We start from the raw sequence: 15,929 nt of genomic DNA, 5'->3' as shown, positions 1-15,929 counted from the left end.
GTTAACTATTGACTATGGACTATTGACTGTTGACTAATGACCAATGACTTAGAAAATAGCGATCGCTCTATCACACAATTAGCTTGGGCTATTGAAAATAGCGTAGGACAGTTCAAGCTGATATTAGCACGGTGTAATTATGCCAAATTGCGCGATCGCTTAATCACCAAATTGCAGGAAATCTGCCAAGTTGAAATTCGAGTTTTAGTTGTCCAGCAGTCCCACAGGACGCTTTACACAGCCATTCAGGAAACATATGGGGAAAACATCTCTGGCTGTGTCATGGTTGTCGGTTTGGAGGCTGTGCAGAATTTAGCGCAGATGTTAACCGCTACTAATCAGGTAAGAGAAGAGTTTCGAGAGCATTTTAACTTTCCTTTAGTAGTATGGATTGATGATGAAATCTATCAACAATTCATACAGGTTGCACCAGATTTAGAAAGTTGGGCAATTACTAAAAGTTTTGAGATTAACAGACAAGAATTAACAGATTTCATTATTACAACTGCCAATCAATGGTTACATAATCAACTTAATTTAAGTTTTTATGAATATTTAAAACTGGAAACTGAATTAGCCGCCGCAGAAAAAGAGTTAATAACTGATATATTAAACCCTCCCCCAGATTTAGAAAACCCCTTTCCTGTTCCCCCTTCCCTAATAGGGAAGGGGGTTAGGGGGTTAGGTCAATCAACCGATAATTCTCACAACCAAAATATAGAACAAAACCCTAATTTAGAAATTAATGCCTTTATAGAATCATTATTAGGATTAACCAAACAGATTAATAATAAACAAGCAGAGGCAATTCAACATTATCAAACAGCTTTAAACCTGTGGCGACACAGCAATAACTCAGAATGGCAGGCAAAAATTCTGTATGAGATGGCTTTTTGTGCTTATCTGCAAGCAATTAAACAACAAGATAATCAACATCCAGCTTGGCAGAATACTCGTAACTATATTTCAGAATATCTCCAACTAATCACTCACATTAACCGTCCAGATATCATTGCTAATTCCTTGGAAAAAGTAGGTAATATTCTCAAAGATTTAAAATTATGGCAACAATTAAAAAATTTTGCTCAACAATCTTTATCTTTTCATACCAATAACAACCAGCAAAGAGAGTTAGCCAGAGATTATAGTTTTTTAGCTGAGGTGGCTTTATCCGAAAAAGACTGGAAGCAAGCAATATATTTAATTAAACAAGCATTAGACATTATTCCTACAATTAATAGCCAGTATTTAGATAATAGATTGGCAAAGTCTATACAAACTTACGACTTAAATCTATATAAATTTATCTTGAGTCGCGCTCAATATAGTTTGGGTAACACTGGAGATGCAGTACGTAACTTAGAAACTGCCAAAGACGGGGCAAATCCTCAAGAAGATGTCAGACTTTATATTGATATTCTCAATCAGTTACAGCAGTTTTATTCTGCCCAAAAGCAATATCTCAAAGCTTACAACATCAAACAGCAACGACGCTCTATAGAACAACAATTTGGCTTAAGGGCTTTCGTTGGCGCAGGGAGAATAGAAGCCAGCCGACAAACATTTGCAGAAATACACACAACACCCTACCCAACACAGACCACATCTTACATTGCCCCAGAAATTTCCGCCTCTGGTCGGCAATTAGATGTAGAAAGATTACTGGAACGCCTCAACAATGATGATTATAAATTGATAGTTATTCATGGGCAATCGGGAGTGGGTAAAAGTTCCCTAGTTAACGCAGGTTTAGTCCCCGCCTTGCAACAACAATCAATTCGCGCCAAAGATAACTTAGTCATCGTCATGCGGGTTTATACCAACTGGGTGGAGGAGTTGGGAAGGTTGTTAGGAAAATCGGGGAGTGGGGAGTGGGAAGTGAGGAGTGGGGATGTTGAAGTTTCTAGTTCAAAACCAGAAACTTCCGACTTAGAACCGAAACGTTCTAGTTTGAAACTAGAAACTTCCGACTTAGAACCGAAACGTTCTAGTTTAAAACCAGAAACTTCCGACTTAGAACCGAAACGTTTTAGTTTAAAACCAGAAACTTCCGACTTAGAACCGAAACGTTCTAGTTTAAAACCAGAAACTTCCGACTTAGAACCGAAACGTTCTAGTTCAAAACCAGAAACTTCCGACTTAGAACCTGAACGTTCTAGTTCAAAACCAGAATCATCTGCCTCAAACTCCCCTCTTTCCCCTACACCCCTACACCCGGTTGGTGAATCTCGACTCCGCTCGATTACCGCTAGTCGAACCACCACCCCCACATCCCTAAACCCTCACACCCTCCTCCTTGCATTGCGCGAAAACGAACAACGCAACCTCCGCACAGTGCTAGTTTTTGATCAATTTGAGGAATTTTTCTTTGTTTACACTGAACCTGCACAACGTAAGCAGTTCTTTGAGTTTTTGGGGTCGTGTTTAGAAGTTCTCTCAGCGAAAGTTATCTTATCCTTGCGGGTTGATTACATCCATTACTTACTTGAATGTAATGATTTGCCCAGCTTTGGAATTATTGGTAACGACATTCTCAGTCATCGCGTGCTTTACAAATTGGGAAACTTCTCCCCCAACGATGCAAAATCAATTATTCAAGGTTTAACGGCAAATACTAGCTTTCGCTTAGAACCAGCTTTAGTTGATGCACTGGTAGACGACTTAGCAGGAGAATTGGGTGAAGTGCGACCAATTGAGTTACAAGTTGTGGGGGCGCAATTACAAGTTGAGAATATCACGACTTTAGAGAAATATCGGCAGTTTGGTACTAAACAAGACTTGGTGCAGCATTATCTCAATGAAGTTGTCTATGACTGCGGTGCGGAAAATCAGCAGTTGGCTGAATTTGTGCTGTTTTTGCTGACTGATGAAAAAGGAACTCGCCCGTTAAAAACGCGCCTGGAATTAGAACAAGATTTGCAGAGTTTGGATGTAAAGATATTGCCTATGGAGACGTTGGGTTTAACGTCGCTCGATTTAGTTTTAGAGATTGTTGTCAAATCAGGCTTAGTGGTTTTGCTACCAGAAAACCCAGCCGACCGTTATCAACTAGTACATGACTATTTAGCTAACTTTATCCGCCAGCAACAGGAACCGAAGTTAAAACAGGTAATGGCGGAACTGGAAAAAGAGCGAGAACAAAGAAAGCAAGGTGAAGCTAAACTCAACCGCTTCCTGAAAAGCGCCTTGTTTGGTTCAGTAGCCGCAGGTATAGGACTAGCGATTGTGACTACTTTAGCAGTGCGATCGGCTTATGAGGCGAAAAGTCAAAAAGAATTAGCACAAGTACAGAAAAAACAGGCTGAAATTAACGAAATTCAGTCCTTAAATAATTCCTCAGAAGCGTTTTTACTCTCTAATCAATATCCAGATGCTTTGATAGAAGCATTAAAAGCATCTGACAAACTCAAACACATAGTTTTGGAGAAGAAAAGAGACGATATTAGGATGCAAACTATAGCTACATTACAGCAAGCAGTTTATTTAAAACCATACGAGGCAAAAGAAAATCGCGCTATTCAGGTAAACATATTAGAAGGTCATAGCAATCAGGTCTATAGCGTTGCCTACAGCCCCAATGGTAGGCAATTAGCATCTGCTAGTAGGGACAAGACCATCAAAATCTGGGACATAAGCACAGGTAAAACTCTTAACACTCTCTCTGGTCATAACAGTGAGGTCAGGAGTATCGCCTACAGCCCCGATGGTAAATACTTAGCTTCCGCTAGTTTTGACAAGACTATCAAAATTTGGAACATAAGTACAGGTAGAGCCGTTAACACTCTCTTTGGTCATAATGATGGGGTTTATAGCGTCACCTACAGCCCCGATGGTAAATACTTAGCTTCCGCCAGTAGTGACAAAACTATCAAAATTTGGGACATAAGTACAGGTAGAGCTATTAAAACACTCTCTGGTCATGATGATGAGGTCATGAACGTCGCATACAGTCCCGATGGTAAATACTTAGCTTCTGCCAGTAGTGACAAAACTATCAAAATTTGGGACATAAGTACAGGTAGAGCTATTAAAACACTCTCTGGTCATAACAGTCTGGTCTGGAGCGTTGCCTACAGTCCCGATGGCAAATACTTAGCTTCCTCCAGTGATAATGCAGCCATCAAAGTCTGGGATATCAGCACAGGTAAAGCTCTCACAACTCTCTTTGGTGGTCATTTCGGTTCAGTTTATAGCGTCACCTACAGCCCCGATGGCAAATATTTAGCTTCCGCCGGTCGTGATAGCACCATCAAAATCTGGGATATCAGCACAGGTGAACCCGTCAAAACCCTCTCTAGTCATGGCAGTTCTGCTATTATCTACAGTCCCGATGGGCAACATTTAGCTTCCGCCAATTGGGAGAACACCATCGAAATTTGGGACATAGGTATAGGTAGAGCCACTAAAACACTCTCTGGTCATGCTGATGAGGTCAATAGCATTGCCTATAGCTTCGATGGTAAACACTTAGCTTCCGCTAGTAAAGACAAGACCATCAAAATTTGGGATACAAGTACAGGTAGAGCTACTAAAACACTCTCTGGTCATGCTGATGAGGTCAATAGCGTTGCCTATAGTTTCGATGGTAAACACTTAGCTTCCGCTAGTAAAGACAAGACCATCAAAATTTGGGATATAAGTACAGGTAGAGCTACTAAAACACTCTCTGGTCATAACGATTCGATCTATGGCGTTGTTTATAGTCCCGATAGTAAACAGTTAGCTTCTGCCAGTGAAGACAAAACTATCAGAATTTGGGACATAAGTACAGGTAAACTGTTAAAAATCCTCAGTTGGAAATTCTTATTGTTTAATAGCGGCCATAGTAGTGGAATAGATAGCGTCGTCTACAGCCCTGATGGTAAATACTTAGCTTCTGCCAGTAGTGACAAAACCATAAAAATCTGGGATATCAGCACAGGTAAAAGCGTCAAAACACTCTCTGGTCATAGTAGTTGGGTTTATAATGTTGTCTACAGTCCCGATGGTAAATACTTAGCTTCCGCCAGTGGTGACAAAACCATAAAAATCTGGGATATCAGCACAGGTAAAAGCGTCAAAACACTCTCTGGTCATACCAGTTATGTCAATAGCGTTGCCTACAGCCTCGGTGGCAAATACTTAGCTTCCGCTAGTTGGGACAAGACCATCAAAATCTGGGACATCAGCACAGCTAGAAGCGTTAAAACTCTCTTTGGTCATAGCGATGTAGTCAATAGTGTCGCCTACAGCCCCGATGGCAAACACTTAGCTTCTGCTAGTAGTGACAACACCATCATTTTATGGAATTTGGACTTAGATAATTTAGTACCCACTGGTTGCGACCTGCTGCATAATTACCTCATTGCCCATCCAGAGGTGTTAGCAGAATTACCATCATGCCAAACACCAGCGCTGTTAGTGCCAGGGGCAACGGTGTTAGTCATCCAAGGTGAGAAGTTGGCGCGAGTTGGTGATATTCAGGGCGCGGTGGCTAAGTTCCGCCAAGCACAGCAGTGGGATAAGGGTTTAAATTTTGATCCAGAGGCGAAAGCCAAAGAGTTAGCTATAAAATAATTCGTAATTATTAATTCGTAATTCGTAATTCGTAATTTTAATAAATAAGTAAATCTTGAGTAGGGTGTGTTAAAGCGTTAGCTTAACGCACCTTGTTATTTAGCGTTGCGTTAGGCACTTAAGTTTTGTTCGTGAGACATCATATCGAAATGTGCGCCTAACACACCCTACAGTAATTTTATTTTTACTTTATAAGTAATTTCTAATTATCATGTCCAACCTAAAAACGATCGCATACTCCCGCGTTATTCATCTTAGTCATATAATTGACCCAGATATTCCCCAATGGCCCGGTGATCCGAACGTCGAATTTACCACCGTTGCCCAACTACCAGATGATGGCTATTACCTGCGTCGCTTCTCAATGGGGGAACACAGCGCCACTCATATCAACGCTCCCAATAGTTTTTATCAATCAGGTATGGGAATTGACCAATACCCGGCGCAGTCGTTGGTTGTCCCGGCTGTAGTCATAGATATCCAAGCAGCCGCAGCAGCCAACGCAGATTATCAACTCACCATTGACGACATCCGCACTTGGGAAGCACAACACAGTGAAATTCCCATTGGTCATGTAGTCTTATTACATACGGGTTGGCAGAATAAATGGTCTGATAAAAACGCTTTTCTCAACCAAGATGCCAACGGAATCATGCACTTTCCAGGTTTTGGCAGTGAAGCAACGCAGTTTTTACTAAATGAGCGACAAATTGCAGGCGTAGGCATAGATACACACGGCGTAGACTCTGGACAAGATACCAACTTCAGCACCAACCGCTTAGTATTGGCACAACAAGGTATCGTGTTAGAAAACTTGACAAACCTGCATCAACTACCAGCAAAAGGTACTAATCTAGCAATTTCCATCCTCAGACTACGCGGTGGCTCAGGTTCGCCAGTGGGAGTTTTAGCATTAGTACCTTAAATTAGTAGTGACTGTTAACTGTTGACTGCTGAGTAAGAAATTATTTTATTTTGAATTAATATGACTCCTTTAAACTGCCAAAATTACATCAACGGTGAATGGATAAACGCCGCCGCCGAAACTGTTCTCAACAGTCACAACCCGGCTGATAAGAGTGAAGTTGTTGCTACTTTCCCCCGTTCCCAAGCTGATGATGTTGATAGGGCTGTAGCCGCCGCTCGTGAAGCTTATAAGAGTTGGCGCAAAGTCCCAGCCCCAGCGAGAGCTGAGTACATCTTTCGTGTTGGGGAATTATTACTCCAGCATAAGGAAGAACTCGCCCAATTAATCAGCCGGGAAATGGGTAAACCTTTAACTGAAGCTAGGGGCGATATACAAGAAGGTATTGACTGTGCTTTTTATAGTGCGGGTGAAGGGCGACGGATGTTTGGGCAAACCACACCCTCGGAAATGCCCAACAAATTCGCCATGACTGTGCGAATGCCCATTGGAGTCTGTGCTTTAATTACTCCCTGGAACTTTCCTGTGGCTATTCCTTGTTGGAAAGCCATGCCAGCTTTAGTTTGTGGTAATACAGTTATCCTCAAACCAGCCGAAGATACTCCCGGCTGTGCAACGAAATTAATTGAGATTTTCGCCGCCGCAGGTTTACCACCAGGAGTAATTAACCTAGTGCATGGAGTCGGGGAAGAAGCGGGTAAGGCTTTAGTCGAACATCCAGATATTGATTTAGTCTCATTTACAGGTTCTTCCGAAACTGGTGCTTATGTCGGCGCGACTTGCGGCAGGACTCACAAGCGCGTCTGTTTAGAAATGGGTGGGAAAAATGCTCAAGTGGTGATGGAAGATGCAGACTTAGAACTAGCTTTAGATGGCGCACTTTGGGGAGCTTTCGGCACAACTGGACAAAGGTGTACAGCCACCAGCCGCCTAATTTTGCATCGTGACATTAAAGAAAAATTTACCGCCATGCTCCTAGAACGTACTCAAAAATTACGCTTGGGTGCTGGTACAGAAGCTAACACAGATATCGGGCCGATAATTAATAATCGTCAATTGCACCGGGTGCGCGAATATATGAACATTGCCCGTGAGGAAGGAGCCAAGATTTTAATAGGTGGGGAAATTGCCAGCGATGGGCAGTTACAACATGGTTACTTCTTTAAGCCAACGATTTTAGATAACGTTACACCCGATATGCGAGTTGCCCGTGAGGAGATATTTGGGCCAGTAGTGGCACTGATTGAGGTTAGCACCTTCGAGGAAGCGATCGCCATCCTCAACGATACCAAATACGGTCTATCCTCCTCAATTTACACCCGCGATATCAACCGCGCCTTTGCCGCCATGCGCGACATCGAAGCCGGCATCACTTACATCAACGGCCCCACCATTGGCGCAGAAGTACATCTACCTTTCGGCGGTGTCAAACAGACAGGTAACGGACACCGCGAAGCCGGAACCACAGCCTTAGATGTCTTCACAGAATGGAAAAGCGTTTATGTAGACTTTTCTGGTAATTTACAACGCGCCCAAATTGATAATCGGAGTTAGAAGAGGGGGGAGATGTAGCTTGCTTCCTGTAGGGTGGGAGTGGGGGAAGACAAGGGAGAATAACTGTGGACTGTTGACTAATGACTGTTGACTAATGACTAATAAAAAAAAGTGGGAGAAAGCATACCAAGCGCTTTTATCTCCCACTCTGACATTTGCTACTGTAGCGTTCAGGAACATGTAAAGGCGTTACCTCTTATTTGGGGGGGCTGGTGTGCAGGTTAACGACAACGCCTATACAAATAGATGATTCCTAATGCAGCAAATGTCACATTTTTTGAATTTTGAATATTATTAGTAGCCCCTGATAACAACACCTTGGAAGCCATTTATCTTTGATAAAGATAACTTAGTCATACTTATTTGAGTTGCCATTTTGGCAGTTTTTTAAATAGGGCTGGCTGAATAAGGGCGAAAGATAGCAGAATGAAGAGTTTCAGGGTCAGGAAAGAAAAATAAGGTGAAAAGAAAAAGGGTAAGATAAGTAAAAATCCTTGTAGCAAGTTGCGTTAAAATGTATCGAAGAGCGCAAAAGCAAGAAAAAGCAGCAGAAAACTTTGAACTACCCTTTGGGGGAAAACTAGCGTCAGATAACCGATGGGTAATCATGGCGAACATGATACCTTGGTCAAAATTTGAAGCAGAGTACGCAGAAATATTTTCAGCAAGAATGGGAGCGCCAGCCAAAACATTTAGAATGGCGTTGGGAGCATTAATAATTAAAGAAAAATTAGGAATAAGTGACAGAGAGACAGTAGAACAAATTCGGGAGAACCCGTATCTGCAATACTTTATAGGAATGTCAGCATATAGTAATGAATCTGCATTTGACCCGTCAATGCTAGTTCATTTTAGAGAAAGGATAGATATAGAATTAGTCAATAAAATCAATCAAGAAATAGTCAGGAAGATGTTAGAAAATAAACAGGAGGTAGAAGTAAGAGCAAAAAAGCCAGAGGTCGAGGATTCAAAAAGTAAGCCAGCCAATAGAGGAAAATTAATATTAGATGCTAGTTGTGCGCCAGCAGACATAAGTTATCCGACAGATTTAGGATTATTAAATCAAGCCAGAAAGCAAACAGAAACAATCATAGATACATTATATAAGTCCTTATTAGTAAGAAATATCAACAAACCAAGAACCTACAGAAACAAAGCAAGAAAGGATTATTTAGCAGTAGCCAAGAAAAGAAAACCAACAGTTAAAGAAAGAAGGAAAGCTATCAGAAAGCAACTGCAATATATCAACAGAAATTTAACTCATATTCAGCAGCTAATAAATTTAGGTGCGTCACTATTAAAACTGAGCAACAGTCAATATAAGATGTTGCTAGTAGTAGCAGAAGTTTATCGTCAACAGTTATGGTTATATGAAAATCAAAAAATTAGTATACAAGACCGCATTGTCAGTTTAAACCAACCACACATTCGTCCGATTATCCGAGGTAAAGCCGGGAGAACAGTAGAGTTTGGGGCTAAGTTTTCAGCTAGTTACTATGATGGCTATGTATTTTTAGACCATATTAGTTGGGACAACTTTAACGAATCAGGAGACTTAAAATCACAAGTAGAAGCATACAAAAACTACACCGGATATTATCCTGAATCAGTTCATGTTGATAAGATTTATCGGACGAGGGAGAATCGAGCTTGGTGTCAAGAAAGGGGAATTAGAATTAGTGGCCCACCACTAGGTAGACCCCCCCAAAATGTCAGCCCTGAAAAGAAGAAACAAGCCGCTTATGACGAAAGGATTCGTAATTGTATTGAGGGCAAGTTTGGACAAGGTAAACGAAGATTTAGCCTTGGTAGAGTTATGGCTAAACTTCCTCATACTTCTTTCACCGCTATTGCCATAACTTTTTTAGTTATGAATCTTTCTACTCTGCTATTACGGCTTTTTTGTGTATTTTTTTGCCTATTTTTCAAAACTGAGTCTTTTTTTACTTCTTCTATTATCGAAACTGATATTTCATTAAACCTTAAACAACAAAAACTTATCTTTTTTCTGGACTGACTACTTAATCAATTTTTCTCTTCCTTTGAAATGACTTTTTCAGCAAGCCCTAAATATTGGTCATTAGTCATTAGTCATTAGTCCATAGTCAAAAGTCAAAAGTCAGGGAACAGGAGGCAGGAGTGAATTATTATCTCCCTCATCTCCCCCCACTCCCACCCTACAACTTACGTTTGCTCAGGAGAAACCACCATATCTCTAAACAAACTAATGTCAAACCTCCAGCCGTAACCGCAGCCTTTATGACAAGTGGTTGTTCCATAGGATGGAATTGAGTTGTTGACGAATCATGGTTAACGTTGGCAATGGCTGCATTCGTACCCAAACCAAACATCAATCCCCAAACCATACTTGCGAGAATTACCTTTTTACTGAACATTGGCACTCCTAGATAATTACTTTTGGCTGAAACTTACGTAGGCGTAGAGCGTTAGTAACAACAGAAACTGAACTAAATGCCATTGCTGCACCCGCGATAATAGGATTGAGTAACCAACCAAAGATAGGAAAGAGAACTCCGGCGGCGATGGGAATACCTGCAACGTTGTAGATGAAGGCAAAGAATAGGTTTTGACGAATATTATTCATGGTGGCGCGACTGAGTTGAATTGCTGTGACAATACCTTGCAAATCACCAGATATTAGGGTAATGTCACTAGCAGCGATCGCCACATCTGTACCAGTCCCAATAGCAAACCCCACATCAGCTTGTGCCAAAGCTGGAGCGTCATTAATGCCATCACCAACCATCGCCACAATTTTAGATTTTAGATTTTGGATTTTGGATTTTGGAGATAAAATTCTCCCTTGCTTCCTGCCCCCTGCCCCCTGCCTCTCTTGCAACTGCCTAACCACCTCCGCCTTCTGCTCTGGACGGACTTCTGCTAAGACGCGCTCAATGCCTGCTTCACGGGCGATGGTTTCGGCGGTGCGGCGGTTGTCGCCTGTGAGCATGACAACTTCTAAACCAAGTTGTTGTAGGGCTTTCACGGCTTGTAGGGAGGTTGGTTTAATAGCATCGGCGATACCTATCAAGCCTTGAATTTCGTTATCAATTGCCAACCAAACGGCTGTTTTCCCTAGATACTCTAAGCGCTCTTTCTCTTGTGCTAGGGCTGTGGTATCTATTGCCAATTCTGTCATCCAGCGTTGTGTGCCAATTCTTACTAAATGGTTGTCAACTATTCCTTGTACGCCACTACCGGGAATTGCGGCGAAATCTCGGCTATCTACTAATTTGACTTCTTGAGATTGAGCATATCTGACAAATGCCTCTGCTAAAGGATGTTCTGAATTACGTTCCACAGATGCAGCTAATTTTATTAGATTGATTTCGTTACTGTTGGCTGTACCGTGAACTGTGAGAAAATCTGTAACTGTGGGTTTACCTTCAGTAATTGTGCCTGTTTTGTCTAATACAATGGTTTGAATTTTGTGCGCTAGTTCTAGGCTTTCGGCTCCTTTAATCAAAATCCCGTTCTCTGCGCCTTTACCTGTTCCCACCATGACAGATGTTGGTGTGGCTAAACCCAAAGCACAAGGACAGGCAATAATTAATACTTCTATTGTCGTGATTAATGCTAGGGTAAAGTTACCCATGATATTGAACCAGATGATAAAAGTGAGAATGGCGATCGCAATCACCACAGGCACGAACCAACCTGTGATTTGGTCTGCTAATCTCTGTATAGGTGCTTTAGAACCTTGAGCCTGCTGCACTAATTGCACAATCTGCGCCAGTACGGTATCCTTACCTACCCGTGTCGCTTGGAATGTGAAGCTGCCAGTTTTATTAATAGTTGCACCAATTACCTCATCCCCTGGCTGCTTTTTAGTAGGGACACTTTCCCCTGTCACCATCGCCTCATCAATAGTGGATGTGCCGCTAATAATTTCCCCATCTACAGGTATTTTTTCCCCAGGACGTACCAACACGACATCGCCAATTTGCACTTCTGCAATGGGTACATCTACCTCTTTTCCTTGACGAATTAAGCGTGCAGTTTTTGCTTGTAAGCCAATAAGCTTACGGATAGCGTCTGAGGTTTGCCCTTTGGCGCGGCTTTCAAATAATCTACCTAATAAAATTAAGGTAATAACAATCGCCGCAGTTTCATAATACACATCTGCACCCAAACCCTGACTGATGAAAAAGTCGGGGGATATTGTCACGAATAGGGAATAGAAATATGCTGCACTTGTACCTAAAGCAATCAAAGTATCCATAGTGGCGCTATGGCGTTTGAAGGCTTTCCAACTATTGGTATAGAAGGAATAACCGCACCAAAATTGTATAGGAGTGGTTAATAATAATTGCCACCAAGGATTATGCAGCCATGTAGGAATGAAGGGCAATTGTAACCCACTCATCATCGATAAGGAACCGATAAATAGCACAATGCTAATAATGCCGCCTATCGCTACCTTTCGCTGTAAATTACGAGATTCTTGCAGACGATACTGTTTCTCAGCATCGTCTTCACCTAGCATCAAATTCTGTTCTTGGAGGGGAATTGCAGAATAACCGGCTGCACTCACTGCATCTTGAATTATTTGTAAATCAGTGGCGCGGGAATCATACTTAATTGTTGCTTGTTCTGCACCAAAGTTGACGTTACATTCCTGCACACCAGGGACGGAAAGAATAGCATCCTCAACGTTTTTGGCGCAGGAAGCACAACTCATACCACGCAATTTTAAGGTGGCGTTATCCATTTGAGTCCTCCAATTACCAACAGGTACTAACGACTGTTTTTATCTTGAATGCTCCAGTGAACTGGAGAGTCAAGAGGTACGCAGGATTTTTTTAATTCGTAATTAAGAGATTCGTTTCAGCTTTAGTGTGCCTATCTTATGCAAAACATAAAAATAGCTAAAAAGTCCGTTCATACAGGACTTTTTAGCTGAAGATACTGGTTTAATATCCTAAGTCTTTAGCCGGACTTGATAGAAAACTCAGATTTGTTAATGCGTAAATTTTGTGGCTTTAGCTACCCGTAGGGGATTTAGAATTTTGAATTGTTCCTGGCCCGGCTGTGACAATTACTAGATTTTCTGGCTTGATTAAATCTTGAATTGCTTGTTGCACATCAGCCATAGTTACAGCTTGGATTTGTTGGGGAAAATCGCGGAGTTCTGAGGTTGATAACCCATACACAGAATTATCCAAGATGATGCTAGATACATTACTTGGATTAGCCAAATCTACAGGGTAACTATTAGTAATTGTGCGTTTGGCTGTGTTGACTTCGGCTTCAGTTACGCCCTGTTCGCGTAATTGTTTGAGTAAAGCTATTGTACTAGCGATCGCTTTATCTGCATCTGTGGGGGCTGTCTGCATGGAAATCAGGAAGGGGCCAGGATTTATGCCAGCCGCAAACCCACTATAAATACCATAAGTCAAACCCAGGCGATCGCGTACTTCTGTTCCCAATCGACTGGATAAGGTATCACCGCCCAAAATTTGATTCAGTATTAATGCGGCATAATAACGCGGGTCTTTCCGGGAGATGGCACTGTAACCAATATATGTCACAGCCTCGGCTTTACCAGGAATCACTTTGTTCATCCTTGTTAAAGTTTTGGGTAATGCTACATTAGATACCTTCAGCGTTGGCGGTTGACCAATTGCTTGCCATTTACCAAAAGATTGATTGAGTAATTTTTTAACCTTGTCTGGGTCAAAATCACCAACTAAGGCGATGGTAGTCGTATCTGGTCGGTAATATTGACGGTAGAAACGCACAACATCTTCCCGGCTAATACTCTTTAAACTTGCTTCCGTGGGGAAGGTGTAAAAAGGATGATTCTCTGGGTAAATTGCTTGTTGAAATACCCGTCTTCCTAAGCTTCCAGGGTCATCTAACTGAGCTTTAAGACCAATTAATGCCCGTTGGCGGCTCAATTCTAGCTGTTCTTGGGGAAAAGAAGCATTCTGTAATACATCTGCCAATGTCTGCACTAATATAGGCAAGTTGGCTGATAAGCCTTCACCGCTAACACTCACACCTTCACGAGCAGCAGCAAAATCTAAACTGGCTCCTCTATCTTCTAAAACCTGTGCTAACGCTAGAGCATTTTTCGTCTTAGTTCCATTCAATAAATTAGCAGCCGTTAGACTGGCCAGCCCAGCTTTTTGATTACTATCAAACTCATTCCCGGCGTTAATTTGTCCACTGAGGTTAACGGTAGGCACACTATGATCGGGTAATAAGAGGACACGTAAACCGTTAGTTAAGGAAAATTGTTGAGGTAAAGATTGTTTACTTGTATCTGTGTTTGATGTGGCGGGAGGTAAGTATTTAGCTAATTCTGCGGGGTCTACAGGCTTACCAGGGCTGAAGTTTTCCGCAGTGCGGCTTTCACCAGCAGCAGAGTTTCCTGCTTGACCGTTGACTTGGGTTGGTTCAAAATAGCCGATGGTTTCTTTTTGAGGGTTGAGGTAGGTTTTGGCTACCCGTTGAATATCATCTGGTGTGACCTTGGCGATCCCTGCTAAATACTGTTCAATGTAGTGATAATCACCTGCTACAGTTTGGTTATATGCCAATTGGGTGGCTTGGCTTGTAATATCCTGATTTCCTAAAACAAAGGAGGCTTGTAGCTGTGTCTTCGCCCGATTTAATTCTTCTGGGGAAACAGGCTTTTGTTGTATTTCTAACAAAGATGCTTGCAGTACTTGGTTAATTTTGGTTAACTCTTGCCCTTGAGCGGCTGTTGCATTAATCTCGTACCAACCAGGCTCAACTAATTCCCCTGCGCTACCACTGACAGAACTAGCTAAACCAGATTCTACCAAAGCTTGATATAGTCTAGAACTACGCCCCCCCGTGAGAATAGCATCCATCACATCAATTGCTGGTACATCAGGATGTTTGACATCTGGTAGAGGATACACAGCTTGTAAAAAGGATACACTTCCCGGTTCCTTCAGCACAATTGGCGCTTTTGCAGCAGATGTAGAAACAGGAGTCTTGTTCGCTGCTGTGGTTTTTCTATTCCCTGGCGCTCTTTTTGGTAATTTGCTAAAGGTTTCCTTAACAGTTTTGAGCGTAGAATCTGTGTCAAAGTCTCCCGTAATGACCAAGGTGGCGTTATCTGGGCTGTAATAAGTTTGATAATAGTTCCGTACTTGTTCTACTGTAAATTGTTCGACATCGGCTTTAGTTCCACCCACAGGCAAACCATAAGCGCGGTTAGGAAAAGCAGCCCGCATCACTGCCCGACTTAAGCGATAACTAGGGGAGTTTTCATACCCTTGCAATTCCGAAATGACTACCCGTTTTTCACTAGTCAATTCTTCTGTACCAATTAACGCATTCTCCATGCGGTCTGCTTCTAGAGTCAGCAGTGCTTTGAGTTTGTCTTTCTGCACTGTGCCGAAGTAAGCCGTTTCATCGTAGCTGGTGAAAGCATTAAATTGACTACCTAAAGCACTAAATAACCGTCCGAACTGCACTGGACGGCTAGTAGTACCCTTGAACATTAAATGCTCAAGTTGATGGGAGATACCATTTTCTCCCTTCTGCTCATTGCGTGAACCAACTCTATACCATACCTGCACACTTACCACTGGTGCAGTATGCACTTCTTTAGTCAGAACTGTCAGACCGTTATCTAATACGGTTTTCTGCACACCTTTGGTAAAGGATAAGCCAGAAACAGGCGCAACATTAAATGCAGGTGTAGCAGCATAAGTAAAATTGCCAGCAATGGGCAAAACACTCAACAACAGGCTGAGGACAAAACCTATCAGCATATATGGACGTAGCTTCATAGACGATTTACATTTTTAAGTTATCAAACACAGTCCTAAAAGATGAAACGACACACCACCCTCATCAGTGTAACTAGCGATCGCTAAAATCGGCTTGACTA

Annotated in this window: 7 protein-coding genes; 4 read left to right on the top strand and 3 right to left on the bottom strand. The window is 42.0% G+C overall.

The window, feature by feature from the left end:
* The first annotated feature begins 36 nt into the window (after positions 1–36).
* The 4 genes from NSMS1_RS22790 to NSMS1_RS22775 all read left to right on the top strand — a co-directional run bounded on the left by NSMS1_RS22790 (position 37) and on the right by NSMS1_RS22775 (position 10,052).
* Entirely contained in the window at positions 37–5,556 is a 5,520-nt protein-coding gene (locus NSMS1_RS22790) for an eIF2A-related protein (RefSeq protein WP_224087001.1), read from the top strand.
* 211 nt (positions 5,557–5,767) lie between these two features.
* Positions 5,768–6,481 (top strand): cyclase family protein, encoded by a 714-nt coding sequence (locus NSMS1_RS22785; RefSeq protein WP_224087000.1) that lies wholly within the window; start codon positions 5,768–5,770, stop codon positions 6,479–6,481.
* A 60-nt stretch (positions 6,482–6,541) separates the two neighbouring features.
* Complete coding sequence (locus NSMS1_RS22780) at positions 6,542–8,035, top strand: aldehyde dehydrogenase family protein (RefSeq protein ID WP_224086999.1); 1,494 nt, start codon at positions 6,542–6,544, stop codon at positions 8,033–8,035.
* A gap of 514 nt (positions 8,036–8,549) precedes the next feature.
* Positions 8,550–10,052 carry an IS5 family transposase gene (locus NSMS1_RS22775; RefSeq protein WP_224085439.1) on the top strand — a complete coding sequence of 501 codons (1,503 nt, stop codon included), beginning with the start codon at positions 8,550–8,552 and terminating at the stop codon, positions 10,050–10,052.
* A 160-nt stretch (positions 10,053–10,212) separates the two neighbouring features.
* Here the strand turns inward: NSMS1_RS22775 and NSMS1_RS22770 are convergent, their stop codons facing one another.
* The 3 genes from NSMS1_RS22770 to NSMS1_RS22760 all read right to left on the bottom strand — a co-directional run bounded on the left by NSMS1_RS22770 (position 10,213) and on the right by NSMS1_RS22760 (position 15,828).
* Positions 10,213–10,431, bottom strand: a complete 219-nt coding sequence (locus NSMS1_RS22770) for a hypothetical protein (protein WP_224086998.1) — start codon at positions 10,429–10,431, stop codon at positions 10,213–10,215.
* Between the two features lie 8 nt (positions 10,432–10,439).
* Positions 10,440–12,767 (bottom strand): heavy metal translocating P-type ATPase, encoded by a 2,328-nt coding sequence (locus tag NSMS1_RS22765; RefSeq protein ID WP_224086997.1) that lies wholly within the window; start codon positions 12,765–12,767, stop codon positions 10,440–10,442.
* A 271-nt stretch (positions 12,768–13,038) separates the two neighbouring features.
* A complete protein-coding gene (locus NSMS1_RS22760) occupies positions 13,039–15,828 on the bottom strand; it encodes a M16 family metallopeptidase (protein ID WP_224086996.1) in 2,790 nt (929 codons plus the stop codon).
* Positions 15,829–15,929: the final 101 nt, after the last annotated feature.

It is taken from the genome of Nostoc sp. MS1 (assembly GCF_019976755.1).
Lineage (GTDB): Bacteria > Cyanobacteriota > Cyanobacteriia > Cyanobacteriales > Nostocaceae > Trichormus.
The sequence above is the reverse complement of the archived record's forward strand: the minus strand, read 5'-3'. Positions and strand labels throughout refer to the sequence as shown.